General features: G+C 62.9%; 23 protein-coding genes. 9 read left to right on the top strand and 14 right to left on the bottom strand.

The annotated features are described in order from the left end of the window. Positions 1-253 precede the first annotated feature (253 nt). Positions 254-1,873, top strand: coding sequence for a peptide chain release factor 3 (locus G3A50_RS01615; protein ID WP_163073505.1), 1,620 nt, complete (start codon positions 254-256; stop codon positions 1,871-1,873). A gap of 309 nt (positions 1,874-2,182) precedes the next feature. On the opposite strand, the gene G3A50_RS01610 is transcribed toward G3A50_RS01615, so the two are convergent. After that, the gene (locus G3A50_RS01610) at positions 2,183-2,608 is read right to left on the bottom strand and encodes a L,D-transpeptidase (protein ID WP_163073504.1); all 426 of its coding nucleotides are present in this window, start codon (positions 2,606-2,608) and stop codon (positions 2,183-2,185) included. 193 nt (positions 2,609-2,801) lie between these two features. On the opposite strand from G3A50_RS01610, the gene G3A50_RS01605 reads away from it, so the two are divergent. From G3A50_RS01605 to der, 4 genes are all read left to right on the top strand, one after another. Then, complete coding sequence (locus tag G3A50_RS01605; RefSeq protein ID WP_163073503.1) at positions 2,802-3,371, top strand: NnrU family protein; 570 nt, start codon at positions 2,802-2,804, stop codon at positions 3,369-3,371. 35 nt (positions 3,372-3,406) lie between these two features. Continuing rightward, complete coding sequence (gene panB / locus G3A50_RS01600) at positions 3,407-4,228, top strand: 3-methyl-2-oxobutanoate hydroxymethyltransferase (protein ID WP_163073501.1); 822 nt, start codon at positions 3,407-3,409, stop codon at positions 4,226-4,228. A 175-nt stretch (positions 4,229-4,403) separates the two neighbouring features. Beyond that, positions 4,404-5,129, top strand: a complete 726-nt coding sequence (locus G3A50_RS01595; protein WP_163073499.1) for a tetratricopeptide repeat protein — start codon at positions 4,404-4,406, stop codon at positions 5,127-5,129. Positions 5,130-5,429: 300 nt separating this feature from the next. Further along, positions 5,430-6,773, top strand: a complete 1,344-nt coding sequence (gene der / locus G3A50_RS01590) for a ribosome biogenesis GTPase Der (RefSeq protein ID WP_163073497.1) — start codon at positions 5,430-5,432, stop codon at positions 6,771-6,773. A gap of 143 nt (positions 6,774-6,916) precedes the next feature. On the opposite strand, the gene G3A50_RS01585 is transcribed toward der, so the two are convergent. The 13 genes from G3A50_RS01585 to G3A50_RS01525 all read right to left on the bottom strand — a co-directional run bounded on the left by G3A50_RS01585 (position 6,917) and on the right by G3A50_RS01525 (position 19,837). Then, positions 6,917-7,684 carry an SDR family NAD(P)-dependent oxidoreductase gene (locus G3A50_RS01585; RefSeq protein WP_163073495.1) on the bottom strand — a complete coding sequence of 256 codons (768 nt, stop codon included), beginning with the start codon at positions 7,682-7,684 and terminating at the stop codon, positions 6,917-6,919. Between the two features lie 120 nt (positions 7,685-7,804). Beyond that, a complete protein-coding gene (gene purF, locus G3A50_RS01580; protein ID WP_163073494.1) occupies positions 7,805-9,304 on the bottom strand; it encodes an amidophosphoribosyltransferase in 1,500 nt (499 codons plus the stop codon). A 105-nt stretch (positions 9,305-9,409) separates the two neighbouring features. Beyond that, the gene (locus tag G3A50_RS01575) at positions 9,410-10,003 is read right to left on the bottom strand and encodes a CvpA family protein (protein ID WP_246252536.1); all 594 of its coding nucleotides are present in this window, start codon (positions 10,001-10,003) and stop codon (positions 9,410-9,412) included. A 100-nt stretch (positions 10,004-10,103) separates the two neighbouring features. Beyond that, entirely contained in the window at positions 10,104-11,513 is a 1,410-nt protein-coding gene (gene radA / locus G3A50_RS01570) for a DNA repair protein RadA (RefSeq protein ID WP_163073490.1), read from the bottom strand. 239 nt (positions 11,514-11,752) lie between these two features. Further along, entirely contained in the window at positions 11,753-11,989 is a 237-nt protein-coding gene (locus G3A50_RS01565; protein WP_163073489.1) for a hypothetical protein, read from the bottom strand. A gap of 32 nt (positions 11,990-12,021) precedes the next feature. Beyond that, entirely contained in the window at positions 12,022-13,134 is a 1,113-nt protein-coding gene (alr, locus tag G3A50_RS01560; protein WP_246252534.1) for an alanine racemase, read from the bottom strand. A gap of 16 nt (positions 13,135-13,150) precedes the next feature. Continuing rightward, positions 13,151-14,635: a replicative DNA helicase gene (locus G3A50_RS01555; RefSeq protein WP_163073487.1), complete on the bottom strand. Its 1,485-nt coding sequence runs from the start codon at positions 14,633-14,635 to the stop codon at positions 13,151-13,153. Positions 14,636-14,795: 160 nt separating this feature from the next. Beyond that, positions 14,796-16,055 (bottom strand): cyclopropane fatty acid synthase, encoded by a 1,260-nt coding sequence (locus G3A50_RS01550; protein WP_163077190.1) that lies wholly within the window; start codon positions 16,053-16,055, stop codon positions 14,796-14,798. Between the two features lie 200 nt (positions 16,056-16,255). Next, a complete protein-coding gene (gene rplI, locus G3A50_RS01545; protein WP_163073485.1) occupies positions 16,256-16,846 on the bottom strand; it encodes a 50S ribosomal protein L9 in 591 nt (196 codons plus the stop codon). A 42-nt stretch (positions 16,847-16,888) separates the two neighbouring features. Beyond that, positions 16,889-17,845, bottom strand: a complete 957-nt coding sequence (locus G3A50_RS01540; protein WP_163073484.1) for a DUF2232 domain-containing protein — start codon at positions 17,843-17,845, stop codon at positions 16,889-16,891. 143 nt (positions 17,846-17,988) lie between these two features. After that, entirely contained in the window at positions 17,989-18,258 is a 270-nt protein-coding gene (gene rpsR, locus G3A50_RS01535; protein WP_152301728.1) for a 30S ribosomal protein S18, read from the bottom strand. Then, positions 18,258-18,725 carry a 30S ribosomal protein S6 gene (gene rpsF / locus G3A50_RS01530; RefSeq protein WP_163073483.1) on the bottom strand — a complete coding sequence of 156 codons (468 nt, stop codon included), beginning with the start codon at positions 18,723-18,725 and terminating at the stop codon, positions 18,258-18,260. Before rpsF ends, rpsR begins: the two co-directional genes overlap by 1 nt. Before the next feature lie 242 nt (positions 18,726-18,967). Then, a complete protein-coding gene (locus G3A50_RS01525; protein ID WP_163073482.1) occupies positions 18,968-19,837 on the bottom strand; it encodes a GGDEF domain-containing protein in 870 nt (289 codons plus the stop codon). Between the two features lie 97 nt (positions 19,838-19,934). Here G3A50_RS01525 and fabD point away from each other — a divergent pair, with 97 nt between their 5' ends. The 4 genes from fabD to fabF all read left to right on the top strand — a co-directional run bounded on the left by fabD (position 19,935) and on the right by fabF (position 23,444). Beyond that, complete coding sequence (gene fabD, locus G3A50_RS01520; RefSeq protein WP_163073481.1) at positions 19,935-20,885, top strand: ACP S-malonyltransferase; 951 nt, start codon at positions 19,935-19,937, stop codon at positions 20,883-20,885. Between the two features lie 19 nt (positions 20,886-20,904). Beyond that, complete coding sequence (gene fabG / locus G3A50_RS01515) at positions 20,905-21,642, top strand: 3-oxoacyl-[acyl-carrier-protein] reductase (protein ID WP_163073480.1); 738 nt, start codon at positions 20,905-20,907, stop codon at positions 21,640-21,642. Between the two features lie 230 nt (positions 21,643-21,872). After that, positions 21,873-22,109, top strand: a complete 237-nt coding sequence (locus G3A50_RS01510) for an acyl carrier protein (protein WP_013165911.1) — start codon at positions 21,873-21,875, stop codon at positions 22,107-22,109. A gap of 72 nt (positions 22,110-22,181) precedes the next feature. Continuing rightward, positions 22,182-23,444 (top strand): beta-ketoacyl-ACP synthase II, encoded by a 1,263-nt coding sequence (gene fabF / locus G3A50_RS01505; RefSeq protein ID WP_163073479.1) that lies wholly within the window; start codon positions 22,182-22,184, stop codon positions 23,442-23,444. Positions 23,445-23,535: the final 91 nt, after the last annotated feature.

Below are 23,535 nucleotides of genomic sequence, written 5' to 3'. Positions count from 1 at the left end.
AACGGGCGTGAACGGCGGGACAGCACGAGCGAGGCGCCGGGCTACTTCTTGCCTGCTAGCATATCATCGTAGTCGGCTCGGACCGGCCTGAACGCCCGTTGGACGTATCGCAATCCTGTGCCGACGATCCGAGCTCGCAGGAGGAGGGATCCGGAAGTCGGGGAGGGACGATGGCCGCGCACCGTCGCCGCCACGCGCCCGAAATGCGCCCCATGAAACCATGCACCTCTTGAACCTGTCACGCTTCCCTGCCATGTCGGCGGTCATGAACGCACTTTCGAACTCCGCCGCATCGCCGATCGCCCTCGAAGTGGCGCGCCGGCGCACATTCGCGATCATCTCGCATCCGGACGCGGGCAAGACGACACTGACCGAAAAGCTGCTGCTGTTCGGCGGCGCGATTCAGCTTGCCGGGCAGGTGCGCGCCAAGAAGGACCGCCGTTCGACACGCTCGGATTGGATGGCGATCGAGCGCGAGCGCGGCATCTCGGTGGCGACCTCGGTCATGACCTTCGAGTTCGAGAACCATGTGTTCAACTTGCTGGACACGCCGGGGCATGAGGACTTTTCTGAAGACACCTATCGCACGCTGACAGCGGTCGACGCGGCGGTGATGGTTATCGACGCCGCCAAGGGTATCGAGGCGCGCACGCGCAAACTGCTGGAAGTCTGCCGGCTGCGCGACATCCCGATCATTACCTTCATCAACAAGATGGACCGCGAGAGCCGCGATCCGTTCGAGATACTCGACGAGATCGAGAAGACACTGGCGCTCGATACCTCGCCGATGACCTGGCCGGTTGGGCGCGGGCGCGACTTCGTCGGCACAATGGACGTCGCCACCGGCGGCATGCGGTTGCTCGACGGCGACGAGGGCAAGACCGGCCCGCTCCGACAGATGAGCATGGCGGAGATTGCCGCGCTCAATGTCACGCTGGACGAGGGTGCTCTCGCCGAGGAACTTGGACTGGTGCGCGAGGGCTGCAACCCGTTCGATCTCGGGTCCTTCCTCGAAGGCCACCTGACCCCGGTCTATTTCGGTTCCGCGCTGCGTAATTTCGGCGTCGGCGATCTGCTGGAGGGGCTTGGCAGATATGCGCCGCCCCCGCGCGCGCAGGATGCCGACAAGCGCCGCGTCGAAGCCGAAGAAGCGCGCATGACGGCTTTCGTGTTCAAGATCCAGGCGAATATGGATCCGAACCATCGCGACCGCATCGCCTTCGCACGGCTGTGCTCGGGGAAGCTCACGCGTGGGATGAAGGCCAAGCTGGTGCGCACCGGCAAGCCGATGAGCCTCTCGACGCCGCAGTTTTTCTTCGCGCAGGACCGCCAGCTTGCCGAGGAGGCCTATGCCGGTGACGTTGTCGGCATCCCCAACCATGGAAACCTGCGCATCGGCGACACGCTGACCGAGGGCGAGGAGATCAACTTTGTCGGCGTGCCGAGCTTCGCGCCGGAAATCCTGCGCCGGGTGAAGCTGTCCGACGCGATGAAGGCCAAGAAGCTCAGGCAGGCGCTTCAGGAAATGGCGGAAGAGGGCGTGGTCCAGGTATTTCGTCCGACCGATGGCTCGCCTGCTTTGGTCGGTGTGGTTGGCCCGCTGCAGCTCGACGTGCTGAGAAACCGATTGGATGCGGAGTACGGGCTCGACGTCGGCTTCGACAACAGTGAGTTCCAGCTTGCCCGCTGGGTCACCTGTGACGATGCGAAGAAGCTCGATGATTTCGCGGCGGCCAACCGTCTCTCGACGGCGGATGATCTGGACGGCGACCTCGTCTTTCTGAGCCCCTCATCATTCATGATCGGCTACACTGGCGATCGGTGGCCCGGTATCGTGTTTACCGACGTGAAGGACGTGAAGAAGGCTGCCTAGCACTGTTTGGCGCCTTATCGGTGTTCTGCCGTTCAGCAGGGAAGCTCAGCCAGCCGTATGTGCACGTTCACTGTGCCCTTCGGCCTCGGTGCCTGTCGGCGGCGCCGATGAGCGCCGCCAAGTCGCAAAGAAAAAGGGAGAGGGCCGCCGCCGCAAGGAGTGGCACGACGCGGGTGACGTACGCGCCATGGAACGCAAGTCCCAATCCGATCACGTAGTCGACCAGAAACTGGAACGCGCCAATCCGCTTTGCGGTCCAGCTATGTAGCAGGGACCAACCCGACGGATCGGCTTCGGTGTTGGCCCTATTCAACGTGTGATGACAATTGCGGTGTTGTTCCGGCCATATGTGCTCACCAGGGAATAAAGGGTCGAGGCGTTGCCGGGATGGAGGCGGATACAGCCATGCGAAGCCGGGCGACCAAGTCGCTTCAGGTCATTCGTCCCGTGAATGGCATATCCGCCATGAAAGAAAATCGAATAAGGCATGGGCGAATTGTAATACTTGCGTGAGAAGTACCGCTTGTACATGCGCTGTGGCCTGAACGATCCCACGGGTGTGCGATATCCAGAACGTGCCGTGGATACCTGCCATATATACTGACGCCAGCCGTTGACCCAGACTTCCATGCGTTGCGTTGACAGGTCGACATGTGCAACGACGACTTGAGCGCAGGTGGGCGTGGCGAACGAAACAAGTATTAGTCCGGCTAACGCAGCGATCAGGCGCCTCATAACCCCTCTCCCATTCCGTATGCACTGTTACACGTAAGGGCGGGGAACGGGAGTATATTGAGAGATTATGGTTTGCGCGGGTTTCCCTGGGGCGCGCCTCTCAGGCCAACAGGGAGGCGCCGTAGATGCCGGTGGATGGCGCCCGGATTGGAAACACTCTAGCGTCGCGCCGATTCTACCTGGGAGCGCTGCCATGATCCTAATGCTGGCCGGACTTGTGCTGTTCGTCGCCATTCATCTCGTCTCGGCCCGCCGATCGTTGCGGGCGGCGGCCATCGGCCGGCTGGGCAAGGGACCCTATCAGGCGATCCACGGCGTGCTGGCCGCCGCCGGCGTGCTGCTGATCGCTTATGGCTATGGCGACTGGCGGGCCGCGGGGCCGGCGCAGCTCTACGTGCCTCCCGTCGGCCTCAGGCATCTTGCCCTCCTGCTGATGTTATTGGCCTGCATTTCCGCGGTGGCCCAGTTCGCGCCGAGCCACATCAAGGCGCGGCTCAAGTTTCCCTTCCTCGTCGCCGTGAAAATTTGGGCGCTGGCGCATCTGTTGGCCAATGGCGATGCCGCGACGGTGACGCTTGCGCTCGTCATGCTTGGCTGGGCCGTCATGATGCGGATCACGGCCAAGCGGCGCGGGGATCCTCTGCCGTTGGCGCCGGCAGGATGGGGAGGGGATATCGTTGCGGTTATCGGCGGTGTCGTGCTTTATGCGGCCCTCGCATTCTGGTTCCACCCGTACATTGTCGGGGTGCCGGTAATGGGCTGACTAAGCCCAAAGAAAATAAGAGGAAATTGTCCGCAATGTCCGTCCAGTCCGTCGTTCGCAGGCTCACAGCTCCGGATATTCGCGCGAGGAAAGGCGGCGAGCCAATCGTGTCGCTCACGGCCTACCATGCCCATACGGCCCGCCTCATCGACCCTCATGTGGATTTCATGCTGGTGGGCGATTCGCTGGGCAATGTGATGCATGGCCTGGAGACGACGATTCCGGTCACGGTCGAGATGATGATCCTGCAGGGGCAGGCGGTCATGCGTGGTTCCAGGCGTGCGCTGGTGGTCGTGGATCTGCCTTTCGGCTCTTATGAGGGTTCGCCCCAGCAGGCCTTTGCTACTGCCGCCAGGGTGCTGAAGGAGACCGGTGCCGGCGCGATCAAGCTGGAGGGTGGTAGCCGCATGGCCGAGACCGTGCGGTTTCTGGCGGATCGAGGGGTGCCGGTGATGGGCCATATCGGCCTGACCCCGCAGTCGATCAACACGCTCGGTTCGTTCCGCGCGCTTGGGCGTGATGAAGCGAGCGCCGCAATCATCCTCGAGGATGCTCGCGCCATTTCCGATGCCGGCGCCTTCGCCATCGTCATCGAAGCTGTTTCGGAGCCGCTCGCGCGCCAGATTACCCAAGAGGTTGCTGCACCGACGATCGGTATCGGCGGATCCTCGGCCTGCGATGGTCAGATACTTGTGCTCGAGGACATGCTAGGCCTTTCCGATCGCGTTCCGCGCTTCGTCAAGAAGTTCGCTGACATAGGCCCCGCGATAGGGGAGGCGGTTGAAGCCTACGCGAGCGAGGTGCGCGCCCGCAGCTTCCCGGCGGCGGAACATACCTACGCCCCCAAGAAGACGTGAGTGCCGGAAGCGACTATCTGTGGGTGACGACGAAATGGCGACCCCGACACCAAAAGTCCCCACGATTTGCCTTGTTGAAGCCGCATCGCTAGTTTACGCGGCCTTTTCCCAAGCCGGTTTGCCGAACTTCACATGGCCTCGCCGGTTTTCCTGACGACCTGCCCACGGACGCGATATGGCCGACATCTTCCACGAGATCGACGAGGACCTTCGTCGCGAGCGGTTCAGCCGCCTTTGGAACCGTTTTGGCATCTACATCATTGCCGCGGCGGTGCTGATCGTTGTCGGCGTTGCTGGCTGGCGCACCTATGAATGGTGGAAGCTTGAGCAGGAGCAGGCTGTTGGTGCCCGTTTCGAGGCGGCTCTCAAGCTGGCCACGGAAGGCAAGCATGGCGAGGCCGAGGCGGCGTTCACCGAGATCGAGAAGGACGGGACGGCAGGTTATCGCACGCTCGCGCGTTTCCGCGCCGCGACTGAACTTGCGGCTTCGGATCGCACGAGTGCGGTTGCCGACTTTGACGCCATCGCCGCCGATTCCAGCGTCCCCTTTCTGATGCGCGACATGGCGCGTGTACGGGCCGCCGTGCTGCTCGTCGATACCGCACCGCTTGCCGAGATCGAGAGCCGGCTGGGTACGCTCGACACGCCGGAGGATGCCTTTCGCCATTCCGCCCGCGAATTGATCGGCCTGGCACAGTACAAGGCTGGCGACTACAAGGCCGCTGCGGCGACCTTCGCCAAGATTCTCAACGATGGCCAGACGCCTCCCGGGCTACGACAGCGCGCCGACCTGATCCTCGCGCTGGCAACCGCTTCCGATGCGACACCGGCCGTTGCGGCGCCGCCCGTTCCGGCGGCAGAAGCAGAGACGCCGGCCACGGCTGCGCCGGCAGTGCAGTAGGAAGAACGCATGGCTGCGACCTCATCTCGACTGCGCCGGTTGATGTTCTTGGCGGCTGCTGGCTGCCTGGCTCTCACGGCTGCAAGCTGTGAATCCCTCGATAAGATGAATCCGTTCGCGGAGAAGGAGAAGCCGCTGCCGGGAACACGTGTTCCAGTGTTCCCCGAAGGCGTTCCGGGCGTTGATTACAACGCGGCCCCTCCGCAGCCCGCCAACTCCACAGCCTATGATTTGCCTCCTCCCGAGGCACCCGCCGCGGCGCCAGCCGCGCCGGCGCAATAGCGCACAGCGTTTGCTCACATGACGATGACCCTCGCCATCGTTGGCCGGCCGAATGTCGGCAAGTCGACGCTTTTCAACCGCCTCGTCGGCAAGCGCCTCGCGCTGGTTGACGACAGGCCCGGCGTCACACGAGACCGTCGCGAGGGCGAGGGACGGCTTGGCCATTTGTCGTTCCGTGTCATCGACACCGCCGGCCTCGAGGAGGCCAAGGTGGAGTCGCTTGAGGGGCGCATGAGGGCGCAAACCGAAACGGCGATCGAAGACGCCGATATCCTGCTTTTCCTGATTGATTCCAAGGCAGGCATCACGCCCTCGGACCAGTTTTTCGCGGATCTTGCGCGCCGTTCCGGCAAACACACGATTCTCATCGCGAACAAGAGCGAGGCCAGGGGCTCCCAGGCGGGCACCCTGGACGCCTACTCGCTCGGCCTCGGTGATCCGGTTGAGATTTCCGCCGAACACGGCGACGGCATGGCTGAGCTCGTGCGCGCGCTCGCCGTATGCGTCCCTGATGAAGGTGATGAAGAGGACGAAGACCCCGACGGCGGTCGGCGTATCCGCGTCGCGGTCTTGGGTCGGCCCAACGCTGGCAAGTCGACGCTGATCAATTCACTGCTCGGCGAAGACCGTCTGCTCACGGGCCCGGAGGCAGGTATCACGCGCGATTCCATTTCCGTTGATGTGGAGCGCCACGGTGTATCGCTGCGCGTCTTCGATACCGCCGGCATGCGCAAGCGTGCGCGTATTGAGGACAAGCTTGAGAAGCTCTCCGTTGCGGATGGACTTCGCGCGGCTCGCTTTGCGGAGGTCGTGGTGATCCTTATGGACGCCACCCATCCATTTGAAGAGCAGGACCTGCGTATCGTCGATCTCGTGGAGCGCGAGGGACGGGCGGTCGTGATCGCACTTTCGAAATCGGATCTGGTCCCCGATCGTTCAGGCTTCGCCAAGAAAATGCGCGAGGAGACCGATCATTGGCTTCCCCAGGTCAAGGGGGCACCGGTGGTGCTGGTTTCCGGCCTGACGGGTGATGGTCTTGAGAAGCTGGTGCGCGGCATCCAATCCGCCTATCAGGTCTGGAACAAGCGCGTGGCCACCAACCCGCTCAACCGTTGGCTTGGCGAGATGACGAGCGAGCATCCGCCACCGGCTGTTTCGGGCCGGCGAATAAAGCTGCGCTACATGACGCAGTCCAAGGCGCGTCCGCCGAGCTTCGTGATTTTCTGCTCACGTGCCGACGCGCTGCCCGAGAGCTATCTGCGTTATCTGGTGAATAATCTGCGCACCAGTTTCGACCTGCCCGGCGTACCCATCCGGCTGACGTTGCGGGAAAAGGACAATCCTTACGCGGAGAAGGACTAGGCGCGACATTCGTCATCCGAGAACCAGGTGGCGAATCTTGGCATGGTGCGGATCGATGTCTGGTGGTCGATCCCGCCTGCAGGACGGTCAACGCAGGCGGGATCGTCTCTCCGTACGGGTTTTGCCGATGCTGCTGACGCACCTCATGCGGGTAGCGGGAATTCCTTGAACGCGCGGCTCGGGAAGTCGTAGAGCTTGCCCGTTTCCTCAAGTTCCGGAAGGCAGAGCGGCAAAATCGCTGCCGCGAGTTCCTCGGGGGAGGGAAGCGTCTCGGGATCCTCGCTCGGGAATGCCTTGGCCCGCATCCGGGTGCGTATCGGGCCGGGATTCACGAGGTTCACTTTGAGCTTCGAGATGTTGGCGACCTCGGCGGCCCAGGTTCGTGCCAGCACCTCGACACCTGCCTTGGTGACGGCATACGTGCCCCAGAAGGCGCGTGCCTTGTGCGCCGCGCCTGACGAGACCATTACGGCGCGCCCGGCCGCGGAGAGCCTCAACAGGGGGTCGAGCGAGCGTACCAGCCGCCAATTCGCGGTGAGATTGACCGCCAGCGCATCTTCCCATTCTTTGGGCTCGACCTGCGCAAGCGGCGTCATAGGACCGAGCACGCCAGCGTTACCCACGAAAATGTCGAGACGGCCGAAGCGCTCGTAAAGCGCGCCCCCGAGGCGATCGATGCCCGGTCCATCCTTCAGGTCTAGGGGGACAAGCGTGGCGGTGGAACCGGCCTTTATGATGGTGTCGTCCAATTCCTCCAGTGCCCCGGAGGTCCGACCGACGGCGATCACATGGGCGCCCGCCGCTGCAAGGGTAATCGATATGGCCTTGCCGATGCCGCGGGTGGCGCCCGTTACAAGGGCGTAGCTTCCTTCGAGCGGACGCGCGGTGCGCACCGGGTCAGTGTCGGTCATGGAATTTCCCCGTGTTCAGGAGGCGCACATCAATACCACGGAGGGTACGGTTCGCGCGGAAGGTCCACGATCGGACCTTCCGATGCAACGGCTGGCCGCCGCCGCTCAACTACGCGTGTCTCAGCTCGCCTCAGCCAGGAGGGAGAGCTGACGCGGCGAGACTTCGCCCACGCGATCTGTCAGGGCGGTGGGATATTCGCCCGTGAAACAATGATCGGTGAACTGAGGTTGCACCGGATCGCGTCCCTGATAGCCCATGGCCTTGTAGATGCCGTCGATGGACAGGAAGGCGAGGCTATCGGCGCCGATGTAGCGGCGCATGCCTTCAAGATCGTGGGTTGCGGCAAGCAGCTTGTCACGGTCCGGCGTGTCGATGCCGTAATAGTCCGGGTGGGTGATGGGCGGGGACGAAATGCGGAAATGCACCTCGCGCGCGCCAGCTTCACGCATCATGCGCACGATTTTGACCGATGTCGTTCCGCGAACGAGGCTGTCGTCGATGAGAACGATGCGCTTGCCTTCGACGACCGATCGGTTCGCCGAGTGCTTCATGCGCACTCCCTGGTCGCGGATCGACTGTGTCGGCTGAATGAAGGTCCGCCCGACATAGTGGTTACGTATGATGCCGAGCTCATAGGGGATGTTGGCGGCCTGCGCATAACCGATGGCGGCGGGTACGCCGGAATCCGGCACAGGCACGACAACGTCCGCGTCTGCCGGCGCCTCGGTCGCGAGTTGCAACCCCATGTTCTTGCGCACCTGATACACCGAGCGCCCGCCCACAACCGAATCCGGCCTGGCGAAATAGATGTACTCGAAGATGCAGGGACGCGGCCGGACGGCTCCAAAGGGGCGCAGCGTTTCGACCTTGTCCGATGAGAAAACGATCACCTCCCCAGGATCGATGTCCCGCACATGACGCGCACCAATTATGTCCAGCGCGCAGGTCTCGGAGGTCAGAATGGGGTGGCCGTCGAGCTCGCCCAGCACAAGCGGACGAATGCCAAGCGGGTCCCGCGCGCCGACGAGCTTCTTGTTGGTGAGTCCGACAAAAGCGTAGGCGCCCTCGATTTCAGCCAGCGCATCGACAAAACGTTCCGTAAAACGCGCGCGCTTGGAGCGGGCAACGAGGTGAAGCATCACCTCGGTATCTGATGTGGACTGACAGATCGCCCCGTCGCGGATGAGCTGACGGCGAAGCGTCAGGCCGTTGGTGAGATTTCCGTTGTGAGCGATAGCGAAGCCGCCGCCGTCAAGCTCGGCGAAAAGTGGCTGCACATTGCGCAGGATCGTCTCGCCGGTGGTCGAATAGCGCACATGACCGACGGCGATCTGGCCCGGAAGGCGCTTCATCGTCTCGGCATCGGAAAACGCGTCACTCACAAGGCCGAGGCGGCGTTCGGAGTGAAAACGCTGGCCGTCATAAGTGGTTATGCCGGCCGCTTCTTGCCCGCGATGCTGCAGAGCGTGCAGTCCCAACGCGGTAATGGTGGCGGCATCTGGATGGCCGTATATCCCGAAGACACCGCACTCCTCGCGCAGCGTATCGCCGTAATCATCATAGAAATCGTCGGGATTTCCCGATTTCGACACCACGTCATCAACGGCTATATGGGCCATTTGACCATCGCTCCGCTCTGCGCAGTTCAAGGCTGCGCCCGCTCCTTACGGTGGAATGCAATCCACGCGCCGCCACGACGGCTTTGTCCCAAAGGCGCGGAGATATTACGGCGCCGTCGGCGTCGATGGAGTCGCCGGACCCGGGTTAAACGGCTCCGGCGGTGGCTCTATCGGCTCCGCTTCCTTCGAGTTCTTGATCTCGCGGATCAGGCTCTCAGGATCTTCCGGCAAGACGGAAATGAGCCAGTCACCCGCACTTTGCAAGACCACCTTGGACCGCGCGTCGCGTATCCAGTCCGGCTGACCCTGTTCATTCTGGACCAACCAGTTGAAGAACAGTAAGGCCACCACCATTATCAGGAATCCGCGAGCGAGCCCGAAAAGAAAGCCCAGCGTCCTGTCGAGGGCGCCGATTCGGCTGTCCAGAACCAGATCCGAGATGCGCACGGTGATGATCGATACGATCAGGAGCGTGAGCAGGAACACGGCGCCGACAGTTGCCGCCATGGCGAAGGTATCGTTGGCGATGTGCTGCTTGGCGTAGGGCAGAACCAGCGGGTAGCCGTACAGCGTCACGCCTGCGGCGATAACCCAGGAGGCGATGGCAAAGACCTCTCGGACCAGCCCGCGCACCATCGCCAGCAGGCCAGAGATCACCATCACGGCGATGAGGATGATGTCGAGAAGAGTCAAATCAATCGCACCGTGACCGAGGCGGCTTTCCAGAAGAGGGCCGAATCTTCAGATATCCGGCTCCCGAGCGAAGCCGCGCGACGTATAGCGCGCCGCGCGGGTGGCGTCATCCCTCTTGCGTGACACGAGCGGCCCGTCGTGGCGCGCGCGCGGCGATCGTGGCCACGATATCCCCAAGAGAGGTCACCGTTTCCACCGCAAGAGGTGTCTCGCCGGCTTCCGAGGCGACGGCTTTCGGCTGCGGAGCCACGGCGCCGGCGAAGCCGAGCTTGGCGGCCTCTTTCAGGCGGGCGGCGGCATGGGCCACCGGGCGCACGGCTCCGGTAAGGCTGACTTCGCCGAAATAAACCGAGTCTGTCGGCAGGGCCGAGCCACTGAGGGAGGAGACCAGCGCCGCCGCGACGGCCAAATCGGCCGCCGGCTCAGTGATACGGAAGCCGCCAGCCACATTGAGATGGACATCGTGGCCACCAAGCTTGATGCCACAGCGCGCTTCCAGGACCGCGAGTACCATCGACAGGCGGCTAGGATCCCAGCCGACAACGGCGCGGCGCGGTGTGCCAAGGCTTGTCGGCACCACGAGTGCCTGAATTTCAACCAGCACCGGCCGCGTGCCTTCCATGCCCGCATAGACGGCGGTCCCCGGCGCGCCCCGATCGCGGTTCGACAGGAACAGTTCCGAAGGGTTGGCCACCTCGCGCAGTCCAAGACCGGTCATCTCGAAGACGCCGATTTCGTCGGTTGGGCCGAAGCGGTTCTTTTGTGCGCGCAGAATGCGAAAATGATGGGCGCCGTCGCCTTCGAAGGAGAGCACGGCATCGACCATGTGTTCGACGACGCGAGGGCCCGCGATCTGGCCGTCCTTGGTGACGTGGCCGACCAATACGACACAGGCTCCCGACCGCTTGGCAAAGCGGATCAGGATCTGGGCGGACGAACGCACCTGGGTCACGGTTCCAGGCGCGGATTCGACACTGTCCGTCCACATGGTCTGGATTGAGTCGATGACAACAAGCGCCGGCCGACGCCCCTCCGACAACGTGGCGACGATGTCCTCGACATTTGTCTCGGCCGCGAGTTCGACCGTTGCGCCAGCAAGGCCGAGCCGTTCCGCGCGGAGCCGTACCTGCGCCGATGCTTCTTCGCCGGAGACATAGATGACCCTGTGTCCCTGTCGCGCCAGAGACGCCGACGCCTGGATAAGCAGAGTCGATTTGCCGATGCCAGGATCGCCGCCGATCAGAAGTACGGAGCCGGGCACCAGTCCGCCTCCGGCCACACGATCCGCCTCATCGATGCCGATGCGGATGCGCGGGGCGTCTTCACTGACTCCTGCCAGGCTTTCGAGCGCGACGAGTCGCCCACGACGACCTCCACGCTGAGCGGCTGGCATCGAGCCGGTGCTCTCCTCCTCCGCGATGCTGTTCCAGGCGCCGCACGAGTCGCAGCGGCCCTGCCATCGCGTATGCGCGGCACCACAGGACTGGCAGACAAAGGAGGAGGCACGTTTGGCCATCAGGATGCCTAGTATGAACGGTAAAGGGCTGACGATGTCATTTTCATCCCATGTAGGGGGTGTAGGACATCACCACTAATAGGAGCTATGCATTGGCGCGAAAAATGCATCGATTTAGCCAGTTTCATAGGGGTGCTTAGCAATTGATGCAGCCAACCGTTGCACAACTCAATAGCCGGTTTGCACTAACCTTTGCGTGTTTGCTGCCTGCAACACTCGGGATAGGATGTATTTTTCTTCTACAATGGCGACGTAAATTTGTATACAAGGTTGACGAGAATGGTGTTCACCTTTGGTCTGGGAAATTTGTGCCCTGGGCAGACATCAAGAGCGTCATGACCCGAAAAGGCTACCGTGATGCCGAGCGGCCAATCCTGCGGCTCGAATTGATCTTTGTTGACGGCCGTGGCCTGGTTGCGCCCGCTTGGCTGGAGAACGGTGCGCAGTTGATCGAGGCGGTCAGAAGCGGCATGCATACCGCGCTGCCTCCAGAGGGCAAAGTGCGGGTTCAGTACGTCCAGCGTCGGCAGTAGCGCTTGCCAAGAGACGTCAGGATTTCATAGTCGATGGTGTGCGAGTGCCGGGCAAGGTCGCCGAGGGTGAGACCTTCGCCAAGCAGCACGGCCCAATCGCCGGCCGAAACCAAGGCGTCCGGCACGTCCGTCACGTCCACGGCGAGCAGGTCCATCGAAATGCGCCCCACGAGCGGGCATCGACGGCCCGCTATGATCGCTTCCGCGCCGGGCCTGAGATCGGAGGCGCCCGCGAGCCTTGGAATGCCGTCGGCGTAGCCGGCCGAGAGGATCGCGATCCGGCTGGGGCGTAGTGCAGTGTGCGCGGCGCCATAGCCGATGGTTTGACCTTCATGGACATGGCGGATCTGGATGACGCGCAGGGCAAGCCGGACAATGGGACGCAGCGGCGCAATATCCCTGCGCGCCCGCCCGCCATAGACGGCGATGCCAGGCCGGACCAGATCAAAGTGGAACGCAGGGTCGCTCATCGCGCCAGCCGAATTGGCCAACGATGCGCGTACGTCCGGAAACAGAGCGGCGATGGCTCGGAAGTCCTCAAGTTGCCGCGCGGAGAGTGGATGGTCCGGTTCATCGGCGCAGGCAAGATGGCTCATGAGCAGCGCCAGCGGAAAACCGATCTCGTCACGTCCCTCAGCGAGATTTATCGCCTCCGTCGGTGAGACCCCGAGCCGGTTCATCCCCGTATCGACATGAAGGGCCGCCGGAAGGGCCTGTCCGGTGCGGGTGCAGAAGGCGCGCCAGGTTGCGATTTCTTCGAGGCTGCCCAAAACGGGTAGGAGACGCTGCTCCTGGAAGGTGGAAACGGTGTCGGGAAACAGCCCGTTGAGCACGAAGATCTCAGCCTCTGGCAAGGTTGCGCGCAGCGACCTTGCCTCACTGAGGAGTGCGACGAAGAAAGTGCGTGCGCCGGCTTGCCAGAGTGCCTTGGATGTCGGCACCAGACCGGTGCCATAGGCATCGCCCTTCACCACCGCCGCGCACAGCGCGGGTGCCACGCGCCGGGCGATTTCCTGGTAATTCGCCTGAAGCGCTGCCAGATCTATGGTCAGAAGGCCGCCGGCCTCGGCCTGCGGAATATCGTCCATGTTCACTTTGACGCACTCAATGTTCTGGCAGGCGATCGCCCTGGGCAAGAGAGGAGAAGCGGGTGAACTGGGCTTCGAAGGCGACCTTGACCGTTCCAGTCGGGCCGTGGCGCTGCTTGCCGATGATCACCTCGGCTACGCCGTGCGCCGCTTTCATTTCGAGATCCCACTTGAACCATTCCTCGGTGCCTTCCTTCGGCTCCCTGTTCTTGAGGTAATACTCCTCGCGGAACACGAACATGACCACGTCGGCATCCTGCTCGATGGAACCGGATTCGCGAAGGTCCGACAATTGGGGGCGCTTGTCGTCGCGCGATTCCACCTGCCGCGAGAGCTGGGAAAGCGCCATGATAGGTACGCCAAGCTCCTTGGCCAGTGCCTTCAGACCCGTGGTGATCTCGGTGATTTCCTGCACGCGACCCTGCGACGAGCTTTTCGAGGAGCCGGTGAGCAGCTGAAGATAATCCACCACCATGAAATCGAGACCGCGCTGGCGCTTGAGCCGACGGGCGCGGGCACGAAGTTGGGCGATGGAGATGCCGCCCGTATCGTCGATATAGAGCGGAATAGTCTGCATCATCTGGGCGCAGCTTGCGAGCTTGTCGAACTCGTTCTCGTTGATGTCGCCGCGCCGGATCTTATAGGAAGCAATCTCGGCCTGCTCCGCGAGGATACGGGTGGCGAGCTGCTCGGCCGACATTTCCAGCGAGAAGAACCCGACCACGCCGCCATCGAGCGCGCGGATACTGCCGTCAGGCAAGGTTTCGGAGCGATAGGCCGCGGCCACGTTGAAGGCGATGTTCGTGGCCAGCGACGTCTTTCCCATGGCCGGGCGGCCGGCGAGGATGATGAGATCGGACGATTGCAAGCCACCCATCATCTGGTCGAGGTCGTCGAGGCCGGACGCGGTGCCGGAGAGGTGGCCATCGCGCTGGAAGGCGCGGCTGGCCATGTCGACCGCTTCCTTCAGCGCATCGTTGAAGCGCATGAAGCCGCCGTCGTAGCGGCCGGTTTCAGCAAGCTCGTAGAGGCGCTTTTCCGCCTCTTCGATCTGGTCCTGCGGCGTGACGTCGATAGCCGCGTCGTAGGCCTCGTTGACGACCTCCTCGCCGATGCTGATGAGATCGCGCCGCACCGAGAGATCGTAGATCGTCCGCCCGTAATCCTCGGCGTTGATGATCGTCGTCGCTTCGGCGGCAAGACGCGCGAGATATTGCGGACCCGTCAGGCCGGCGACGTCGAGATCGTTCGGTAGAAAGGTCTTCAGCGTGACGGGCGTCGCTACCTTGCCGGCACGGATCAGCGCGCTTGCCGTTTCATAGATGGCGACGTGAATCGGTTCGAAGAAGTGGCGGGGCTCCAGAAAGTCGGACACCCGATAGAACGCTTCATTGTTAACCAGAATGGCGCCCAGCAGCGCCTGCTCCGCCTCAATGTTGTGAGGGGGCGTACGAAAGGCAATGTCGGTCGCCGCCGGGGGGCGGGCAGGGGAATCGAGCATGGTCCATCCGGGTGCGCTGGTGTTGGCCAACAGCTAACGCCTCCACGGCGAGTGAGTCCGTGGCGAATCTCCTACGCACCATTTTGTCCTGTGGAGGACCTGTGGAAAGCGGAATCGCACTTGACGCGATTCCGCCCTGATTGATCGCCTCAGGCCCTTCCTACTCGCCGGCGAGCCGCAGCCCGATGCGGTTGCGGCGCTCCTTGCCGCGCAAGTCGGCTTCCGTCTCGGCGATGTAACTGCGCGTCAACGGCACCACACCCTCACGTTTGGCCAACTGAATCTGGAACACCATCATCCCCTGGTGGCGGAAGGCCATTTCCGAGGAGGCGAGATAGAACTCGAACATCCGCACGAAGCGCGAATCATACATCCGTTCGATTTCTTCCTCGTGGGCGAGGAAGCGTTCACGCCAGGCTTTCAGTGTCTCGGCGTAGTGCAGCCGCAGAATTTCCACATCCGCGACCAGGAGACCCGCTCGCTCGATGGCGGGCAGAACCTCGGAAAGTGCGGGGATGTAACCTCCGGGGAAGATGTACTTGGCAATCCACGGGTTCGTGATCCCCGGCCCTTCGGACCGGCCGATGGAATGGACCAGTGCTACGCCATCGTCCTTCAGCAGGTCGGCGATCTTGCTGAAATATTCTTCGTAGTGGCCTATGCCGACATGCTCGAACATCCCGACGGATACGATGCGGTCGAAGGGGCCCGCGACGTCGCGATAGTCCTGCAAGCGGAACTCGGCGCGCTCGGAGAGGCCGCGTTCGCGCGCACGGGCATTGGCGATGCCGTGCTGCTCCTGCGAGAGCGTAACGCCCGTGACATTTGCGGCTGCGTTCTCGGCGAGATAGAGCCCCATGCCGCCCCAGCCGCAGCCGATGTCGAGCGCATTGAGGTCGGGCCTGTCGAACAGCAATTTTGCCGCGATATGCCGCTTTTTGGCGAGCTGCGCATCATCAAGCGACTGCCCCTCATGCTCGAAATAGGCACAGGAGTATTGGCGGTCAGCATCAAGGAAAAGAGAGTACAGCCGGCCGTCCAGGTCGTAGTGATGGGCAACGTTGCGTTGTGCACGCTCTCGCGGATTGAATTGCGCCAGGCGCCGAACCATGAAGCGCAGCTTCATCAGGGACTTCGCGGTGAAGCTCGGTACCTGGTAGCCGACCTGGGACATCAGGGTGGCGAGCACTTCGCCAATATCGCCTTGCTCGATAACCAGGCCGCCTTCCATATAGGCCTCGCCGAACTCAAATTCCGGATCGAGCGCGATGCGCCGTTCCCAATCCTTCGATGCAATCCGTATGGCGAGAGGCGGCCCCGAGCCGTCACCGAATGTTTCGCGATGTCCGGATGGGAGAATGAGGGTGAGCGACCCACGACGCACGATGCGCGAGAGAACGCGCAGCAACAAGCGCTCCATCGACGGCCTCCACGGTACCGACGATCCTACCTCTCGAAGGATCGTCTGCCCAAAGGGCGGGCATGCCACAATTGATGCAAACTATTGCATCACAACATTTCCAGCCTAGCAACATGGTCGGCGTCGTAATCGCGCGCAAAAAAGCCCGGCTGCGAGCAGCCGGGCTAAGCATTTTGACGTATTCCGAAAGGTAAGTGGCGTCAGGCCTGTTCGGCTTCCGCTTCGACTTCACCCTCGATGTCGTCCTCGGCTTCAGCAACCGGAGCGGCATCGAATTCGTCTTCATCGTCGAGGTCGTCGCGATTGACGCTCATGTCTTCGCCGCGCGACTGACGCTCGGCCTCTTCCGCGCTACGCGCGACATTGGCGCGAACGGAGACCTCGACTTCCGGGTGCAGGGTCACCGGGATCTCGTGGAGACCAATGGTCTTGATGGGGTGATTGAGCATCACCTGGTTCCGGGCGACGCTGAAGCCGGCGGCCGTCACTGCATCGGCGATGTCCCGGGTGGAGACCGAGCCGTAGAGCTGGCCGGTTTCGCCGGCCTGGCGGACGAGCACCACTTCGAGGCCGTTCAGCTTTTCACCGACCTTGGCGGCTTCGTTCTTGAGCTCGATGTTGCGCGTCTCAAGCTGAACCTTCATCGACTCGAAGCGAGCCTTGTTTTCCTTGGTGGCGCGCAGGGCCTTGCCAGCCGGCAGGAGGAAGTTACGAGCGTAACCATCGCGCACGCGCACGGTTTCGCCCATCTGACCAAGCTTGGCCACACGCTCAAGCAGAATGATATCCATCGGTATTCTCCATTCAGTCGTTCAAATTCAGATTGGTTAAATTCAGTCGTCGTTGGCTGCGGGTGGGCCGCCCGCGCTTGTCCGGCGCCGGAAACGGCCACGCAGTCCGAAGAGGGTGTCGGCGATGCCGAGAAGCGCCAGCATTCCGAACGGCCAGCCCAATGCGAGCGCTGCGATCCAGACCGTCGCGATGACGAGCGTGCGTCCCGCGGCGCCACGTGTGATCCAGTGGATCACCGCCATGCCAACAAGAGCGAAAACCATGATGAGCGTGGCGCCCAGCAGTTGCGCCAGCAGGCCGGCGAAACCCGAAGAGAGCGCCGCGCCGATGAAGGCGCCGGCCAGCAGAGCAACGGTTGCGGGCGGCACGCTAATGGCAGCGAGGTCCGGCCAGGGCCGCATGAGACGGCCGGAAACCCGGGCGACATGCGCTGCCAGCCAGAGATTCGCCAGCTGCGTCATCATGGTGACAACAGCGGCCGCCGGAGGCATCACCAGGACCAGGAGATCGATCAGCCGATCGGCGTCGGTACCTGTGCTGCCGGGCGTCTCCAGCAGCATCGCCTGGAAGAGGGACCGCAGCGCAGCCTGGTAACCCTCGATGTCGCCGGCGACGAGCGGGATCAGCGCGGCGACCGACACGCATCCCAGAATGGCGGATGCCAGCACGATACGCCCGATCGGGAACCACTCGAACGGAGCATCCGCCTGTTCCTGTTTCGCCATCAGGGCCAGATAGCCCAATACGTAGGCTGGCAATCCCACGCCGACGACATAGGCAAGCAGAAGTTCCAGGCCAAAGAACAGGCCGATGGCAACGGACGCGGCAGAGGCGGCAACAAGCGCGGCCAGATGCGACCAGCCAAGGCCAACGATCAGCAGCGGCAGGGGGGCGAGGTAGAACAGCGGCAATGCCAAGGCGCTGCCCGTTGCGACGGTCGCAACGAGAAGAGCCGACGCCGCGCCGGCGCCAAGGGCTATAAGCCAGGTCAGTATCATCGACGAGCTGTCCCGCTCCACGCGGTTAGAGGCGGCACGTGGCCGCCTCAGCAGAGACCAGCGGGACCATTCCCGCGGACCTGTCGGTAACCAATTCGGTGGTTTCGTCCCCGGCGCGGGCCGGGGACGAGGTCGTCAAGCGATCAGCGGATCACGAACGGCAGTAGGCCGAGGAAGCGCGAGCGCTTGATGGCCTGAGCGAGTTCGCGCTGCTTCTTGGCCGAGACGGCCGTGATGCGCGAGGGAACGATCTTGCCGCGCTCGGAGATGTAGCGCTGCAGCAGACGCACGTCCTTGTAGTCGATCTTCGGAGCGTTCGCGCCGGAGAACGGGCAGGTCTTGCGACGGCGGAAGAAGGGGCGACGCGCGCCAGAAGAATTAGCGGACGGACCGCCAGTGCCACCGAAAGCCATCACTCAGTCTCCACGTTCGCAGGGGTCTCTTCACGATCGCGACGCGGGCCACGATCGCCGCGGTCGCCACGATCACCGCCGAAACCACGCCCACCACCGAAGCCGCGATCACCACCGAAGCCGCGATCACCACGGTCGTCGCGGTCGCGCTTCTGCAGCATGACCGACGGGGTCTCTTCAAGAGCCTCGACGCGGATGGTGAGGAAGCGCAGCACGTCCTCGTCGATCCGCATCTGGCGCTCCATCTCGGCCACGGCGGCGGACGGCGCGTCGATGTTGAGCAGCGAGAAGTGAGCCTTGCGGTTCTTGCGAATGCGGTAGGTAAGCGTCTTGACGCCCCAGTACTCGGCCTTCTGGACCGAACCGCCATTCGCTTCGATAACACCCTTGAATCGGGCGGTGAGTTCCTCGACCTGCTGCGCCGTTACGTCCTGGCGCGCGAGGAACACATGCTCATAAAGAGCCATGTCTCGTGCCTTTCCTTTTGAATCCGCACTATTGCGGCCGTTGTCCAGGCGCCGAGCCCTTCGAGCCCCGGAAAGGCTCGAAACTTCTCGAAGGCGGGGACACGGGACGTCGGAAGCACAAGACTTCCTGCCATGCACAAAGGCACAACCGTCCGTTCAGCCCCCGGCCAGGACCAACAGTGCGCGCGCTTATACGCGCAATCGCTGCAAAATCAAGGGGAGCGGGGATGCCGGGCGGAACATCAGGGGACGTCGGGCTTCGCGACGTCGGCCCGTGCCAGGCGGGTACGATTGCGACCGGCGTGCTTGGCTTGATAGAGCGCGGCATCGGCGCGGTCCATCAGTGAGGATATGTTGTCTTCGGGTTTGAGAGCCGCAATGCCGAGGCTGATGGTGATCGCGGGTACGTTCGCTGTTGTTCCCGAGTGCTCGACGGCCCGCCTCATTCGCTCGGCCATCTCATGGGCTTCAGTGATCGTGGTGCGCGGAGCGATAATGGCAAACTCCTCCCCACCAACGCGAAAGGCGGTGTCCGAGGCGCGTTTGGTGGTGAGGAGAAGCTCGCCCAGATGCTCCAGCACGCTGTCGCCACGGCTGTGCCCATAGCGGTCGTTCACCTGCTTGAAATGATCAATGTCCAGCATCACCAGCGCGAGCGGATGATTTCGCCGCCGGGCCAGTTCGACCTGTTCGGGGAGCGCGCTGTCAAAATGTCGCCTGTTTGGGAGCTGTGTGAGGTCGTCGGTCAGCGCGGCCGTTTCAAAGAAGGCGGATCTGAGAATGTCGCCGGCGGTACGTCGCGAAAGCAACGCGACGGCCAGGATGAATGCCGCGCCCACAAGATGGATCAGTGTGTCTAGAGCCTCGACATACGTTACGGCCGCCATTCGCAGCTGAATGTACATCGCATAGAATGCCAGCAGGAGAGCAAGACATAGCAGCGCCGCCAGCGATGCCCAGGCGTGGCGCAGCCATCGACGCGGGGCGAGCCTGGCGAGCGCGAGCAGTTGGTGTATCGCCGCCAACACCAGTGTGACGGCGAGCAGCCCACAGGTAATAGTTAATGCCAGCATCTGAAGTGGGGGGCTGCCCTTAATCGGGTGGAGAACCATACCGCTGCTTGCCGCCTTTGCCCCACGCAGCTTGACATGGGGCGTCGGGCGGTGTTCCTGCGGCCGCCAATTCTTAACGAATGGATCACGCTACGTCATGAGCAATGCCATCGTTTTCCCGGGGCAGGGAAGTCAAGTAGTCGGTATGGGCAAGGCACTGGCCGAGGAGTTCTCGGTCGCGCGCGCCGTTTTCGCCGAAGTCGATGACGCCCTTGGGGAGAAGCTGTCCGCGATTATGTGGGATGGCCCGATCGAGACGCTGACGCTGACCGCGAATACACAGCCCGCGTTGATGGCTGCCTCGCTGGCCGCTATGCGCGTGCTGGAAAGTGAGGCCGGTCTGGATCTCGCGCGCGACGCCGCCTTCGTCGCCGGCCATTCGCTCGGGGAATACTCTTCCCTCGCCGCCGCGGGGAGCCTGTCGATTGCCGATTCCGCTCGGTTGCTGCGTTTGCGCGGTACCGCGATGCAGGCGGCGACGCCGGTTGGCACGGGTGCCATGGCCGCGATCCTTGGTCTCGACTTCGACCAGGTCTGCGCCGTGGCGCAGGAGGCCGCCGAGGGCCAGATCTGCGATATCGCCAACGACAACGCGCCTGGGCAGGTGGTGGTGTCGGGTGACGCGGCCGCCGTGGAGCGGGCCTGCGTGATCGCCAAACGTGAAGGTGCTTCTCGTGCGATCATGCTCACTGTTTCCGCACCGTTTCATTCCAGCCTAATCGGCGCCGCCGCCGAAGCAATGGCCGAGGCGCTCGAGGGGGTCGATATGCGAGCCCCAAAGGTTCCTCTGGTCGCCAATGTCACGGCTCGTCCGGTGATCGACCCCGTCGAAATCAAGTCGCTTCTGGTAAAGCAGGTCACGGGGACGGTTCGCTGGCGCGAGTGTGTCAGCTTCATGGCCGAAGCCGGTGTGACGCGGCTGGTTGAAGTGGGAACGGGCAAAGTGCTTTCGGGTCTGACCAAGCGTATTGCGCGCCAGGTCGCCTCGACCAATGTCGGGACGCCTGCGGATGTTGCGTCCTTCGCTGCAGCCGACCCCGTGGCGTAAGATAATTCAGGAGAAAGCCGTGTTCGATCTGACAGGCAAGACCGCTCTGGTCACCGGGGCCACTGGTGGCATCGGCAAGGGAATCGCCACGGCGCTTCACGCTCAGGGCGCTACCGTTGGGATTTCCGGCACCCGCCGCGAGGTGCTTGAGGAACTGGCGGGTGAGCTCGGCGAGCGCGTCCATGTGCTTCCCTGCGACCTTTCCAGCAGTGAGCAGGTCGAGCTGCTGGTTCCCCAGGCCGAGGAGGCCATGGGCGACCTCGACATTCTGGTCAACAATGCTGGCATCACCCGTGACGCGCTTTTCGTGCGTATCAGTGACGAGGCATGGGACACGGTGATCGCCGTCAACCTGACGGCCGGCTTTCGGCTGATGCGTGCGGCGGCGCGCAACATGATGCGCCGGCGTACTGGCCGTATCATTGGCATCACCTCGATTGTCGGCGTGACCGGCAATGCCGGCCAGGGTAATTACGCAGCGGCCAAAGCCGGAATGATCGGCATGTCCAAGGCGCTGGCCAAGGAAGTGGCGGCGCGCGGGGTGACGGTGAACTGCATTGCGCCGGGCTTCATCGCGACGCCGATGACCGACGTTTTGAACGACAAGCAGAGGGAGGCGATTCTCTCCTCCGTACCGGCCGCGCGACTCGGGAGTCCCGAGGATATCGCGGCCGCTGCTGTCTATCTCGCCTCAAACGAGGCCGCCTACGTCACGGGGCAGACTCTGCACGTGAATGGCGGTATGGCGATGATCTGAACAAGTCCATGGAATCCGGTGTTTCCATACGCTCGCGAGGGGCGCTGGTTTTGCCGAATGAAGTGTGCTAACGACCGCCACGGCTCACAGGGGTGGGCACCGCGAGACCAACGCGGAAGGCCCGTGCACCTCCTGTAATCGGGGCAGAAAACAGGCCGCCAGACCGCGCCTCGGCGCGGGGGCCAGATGAAACAACGTAGCAACCTCCGGATACGGACGAGGGTGAACCGATGAGCGATATTGCCGAGCGCGTGAAGAAGATTGTGGCCGAACACCTCGGCGTCGAGCCGGAGAAGGTCACGGAGAACGCCAGCTTCATCGACGATCTCGGCGCAGACAGTCTCGACACGGTCGAGCTGGTCATGGCCTTTGAAGAGGCCTTCAACTGCGAGATCCCCGACGACGCCGCCGAGACGATCCTGACCGTCGGCGACGCAATCAAGTTCCTTGAGAAGAACGCCGCCTGAGGGTGGGTCTGAGCGCCGCGACGGTTCAACCGGCGCGGCGCCATTCATTTTGTGGTTCCCCGGAGACATCGTATGAGGCGCGTGGTCGTTACCGGCCTTGGCATGGTGACGCCGCTCGGTTGCGGCGTCGACGTCACATGGCAGCGGCTTCTTGAAGGTCGCAGCGGTGCGCGACGTGTCGAGAACTTTGACGTTTCCGATCTGCCGGCCAAAATTGCCTGCCAGATCCCGCGCGGGGACGGCACCGACGGCACCTTCAATCCCGACCAGTGGATGGAGCCGAAGGAACAGCGCAAGGTCGACGAATTCATTCTGTACGCCATGGCGGCCTCCACGCAGGCGCTGGACGATGCCGACTGGCATCCTTCCTCATATGAGGATCAGTGCGCCACGGGCGTTCTCATCGGTTCGGGCATTGGTGGCCTTCAGGGCATCGCCGAGACCTCGCTGCTCCTGCAGGAGCGCGGTCCGCGCCGGGTTTCGCCGTTCTTCATTCCCGGTCGACTGATTAATCTTGCCGGCGGCTATGTGTCGATCGAGCACGGCCTCAAGGGTCCCAACCATGCCGTCGTAACCGCCTGTTCGACCGGCGCGCACGCGATTGGCGATGCCGCGCGTCTGATCGCCTTCGGCGATGCGGATGTGATGGTGGCCGGTGGCACCGAATCGCCGATCAACCGTCTGGCGCTCGCGGGTTTCGCCGCCTGCCGGGCGCTTTCGACGAGTTTCAACGACACGCCTGAGAAGGCCTCCCGTCCCTATGACAGGGATCGGGATGGCTTTGTCATGGGTGAGGGTGCCGGCATCGTTGTTGTCGAAGCGCTTGACCATGCCCTGGCTCGCGGAGCGAAGATCTATGGAGAGATCGTCGGCTACGGTATGTCGGGCGATGCCTACCACATCACCGCGCCCGCCGAGGATGGCGATGGCGCCTTTCGCAGCATGGCGGCCGCGCTGAAGCGCGCTGGCATAACTGCGTCCGAGGTTGATTACATCAATGCCCACGGCACATCGACGATGGCCGACGGTATTGAACTCGGCGCCGTTGAGCGTCTGCTTGGCAACGCGGTTGGACATGCTTCGATGTCGTCGACCAAGTCGGCGATTGGCCACCTGCTTGGCGCCGCGGGATCCGTCGAGGCGATCTTCTCCCTGCTGGCGATACGTGACCAGATTGCGCCGGCGACGATCAATCTCGACAACCCTTCGGTCGAGACCTCGCTGGACCTGGTGCCGCACACGCCGCGCCGACGCAATATTGAGTACGCCCTGTCGAACTCGTTCGGCTTCGGTGGCACAAACGCGTCGCTGGTCTTCAAGCGTTACATTCACTGATAGCGGGCGGAGGGCCGGGGCCACCCGGCTCCCGCCCTCCGGTTCCCGCTTTCGCCATATTTGACGTTAGGCTGCCTCACCTTTCGAGCGC

The sequence above is a fragment of the Ancylobacter pratisalsi genome (genome assembly GCF_010669125.1).
Taxonomy (GTDB): domain Bacteria; phylum Pseudomonadota; class Alphaproteobacteria; order Rhizobiales; family Xanthobacteraceae; genus Ancylobacter; species Ancylobacter pratisalsi.
Note: the sequence above shows the minus strand (reverse complement) of the source record. Positions and strands in the feature narration are given on the sequence as shown.

What these genes read in the sequence shown, in the direction of transcription:
- G3A50_RS01615 (WP_163073505.1), top strand. Translation starts at nt 254, where the DNA reads ATGTCGGCGGTCATGAACGCACTTTCGAACTCCGCCGCATCGCCGATC.
- G3A50_RS01610 (WP_163073504.1), bottom strand. Translation starts at nt 2,608, where the DNA reads ATGAGGCGCCTGATCGCTGCGTTAGCCGGACTAATACTTGTTTCGTTC.
- G3A50_RS01605 (WP_163073503.1), top strand. Translation starts at nt 2,802, where the DNA reads ATGATCCTAATGCTGGCCGGACTTGTGCTGTTCGTCGCCATTCATCTC.
- panB (WP_163073501.1), top strand. Translation starts at nt 3,407, where the DNA reads ATGTCCGTCCAGTCCGTCGTTCGCAGGCTCACAGCTCCGGATATTCGC.
- G3A50_RS01595 (WP_163073499.1), top strand. Translation starts at nt 4,404, where the DNA reads ATGGCCGACATCTTCCACGAGATCGACGAGGACCTTCGTCGCGAGCGG.
- der (WP_163073497.1), top strand. Translation starts at nt 5,430, where the DNA reads ATGACGATGACCCTCGCCATCGTTGGCCGGCCGAATGTCGGCAAGTCG.
- G3A50_RS01585 (WP_163073495.1), bottom strand. Translation starts at nt 7,684, where the DNA reads ATGACCGACACTGACCCGGTGCGCACCGCGCGTCCGCTCGAAGGAAGC.
- purF (WP_163073494.1), bottom strand. Translation starts at nt 9,304, where the DNA reads ATGGCCCATATAGCCGTTGATGACGTGGTGTCGAAATCGGGAAATCCC.
- radA (WP_163073490.1), bottom strand. Translation starts at nt 11,513, where the DNA reads ATGGCCAAACGTGCCTCCTCCTTTGTCTGCCAGTCCTGTGGTGCCGCG.
- G3A50_RS01565 (WP_163073489.1), bottom strand. Translation starts at nt 11,989, where the DNA reads ATGCATGCCGCTTCTGACCGCCTCGATCAACTGCGCACCGTTCTCCAG.
- alr (WP_246252534.1), bottom strand. Translation starts at nt 13,134, where the DNA reads ATGGACGATATTCCGCAGGCCGAGGCCGGCGGCCTTCTGACCATAGAT.
- G3A50_RS01555 (WP_163073487.1), bottom strand. Translation starts at nt 14,635, where the DNA reads ATGCTCGATTCCCCTGCCCGCCCCCCGGCGGCGACCGACATTGCCTTT.
- G3A50_RS01550 (WP_163077190.1), bottom strand. Translation starts at nt 16,055, where the DNA reads ATGGAGCGCTTGTTGCTGCGCGTTCTCTCGCGCATCGTGCGTCGTGGG.
- rplI (WP_163073485.1), bottom strand. Translation starts at nt 16,846, where the DNA reads ATGGATATCATTCTGCTTGAGCGTGTGGCCAAGCTTGGTCAGATGGGC.
- G3A50_RS01540 (WP_163073484.1), bottom strand. Translation starts at nt 17,845, where the DNA reads ATGATACTGACCTGGCTTATAGCCCTTGGCGCCGGCGCGGCGTCGGCT.
- rpsR (WP_152301728.1), bottom strand. Translation starts at nt 18,258, where the DNA reads ATGGCTTTCGGTGGCACTGGCGGTCCGTCCGCTAATTCTTCTGGCGCG.
- rpsF (WP_163073483.1), bottom strand. Translation starts at nt 18,725, where the DNA reads ATGGCTCTTTATGAGCATGTGTTCCTCGCGCGCCAGGACGTAACGGCG.
- G3A50_RS01525 (WP_163073482.1), bottom strand. Translation starts at nt 19,837, where the DNA reads ATGGTTCTCCACCCGATTAAGGGCAGCCCCCCACTTCAGATGCTGGCA.
- fabD (WP_163073481.1), top strand. Translation starts at nt 19,935, where the DNA reads ATGAGCAATGCCATCGTTTTCCCGGGGCAGGGAAGTCAAGTAGTCGGT.
- G3A50_RS01510 (WP_013165911.1), top strand. Translation starts at nt 21,873, where the DNA reads ATGAGCGATATTGCCGAGCGCGTGAAGAAGATTGTGGCCGAACACCTC.
- fabF (WP_163073479.1), top strand. Translation starts at nt 22,182, where the DNA reads ATGAGGCGCGTGGTCGTTACCGGCCTTGGCATGGTGACGCCGCTCGGT.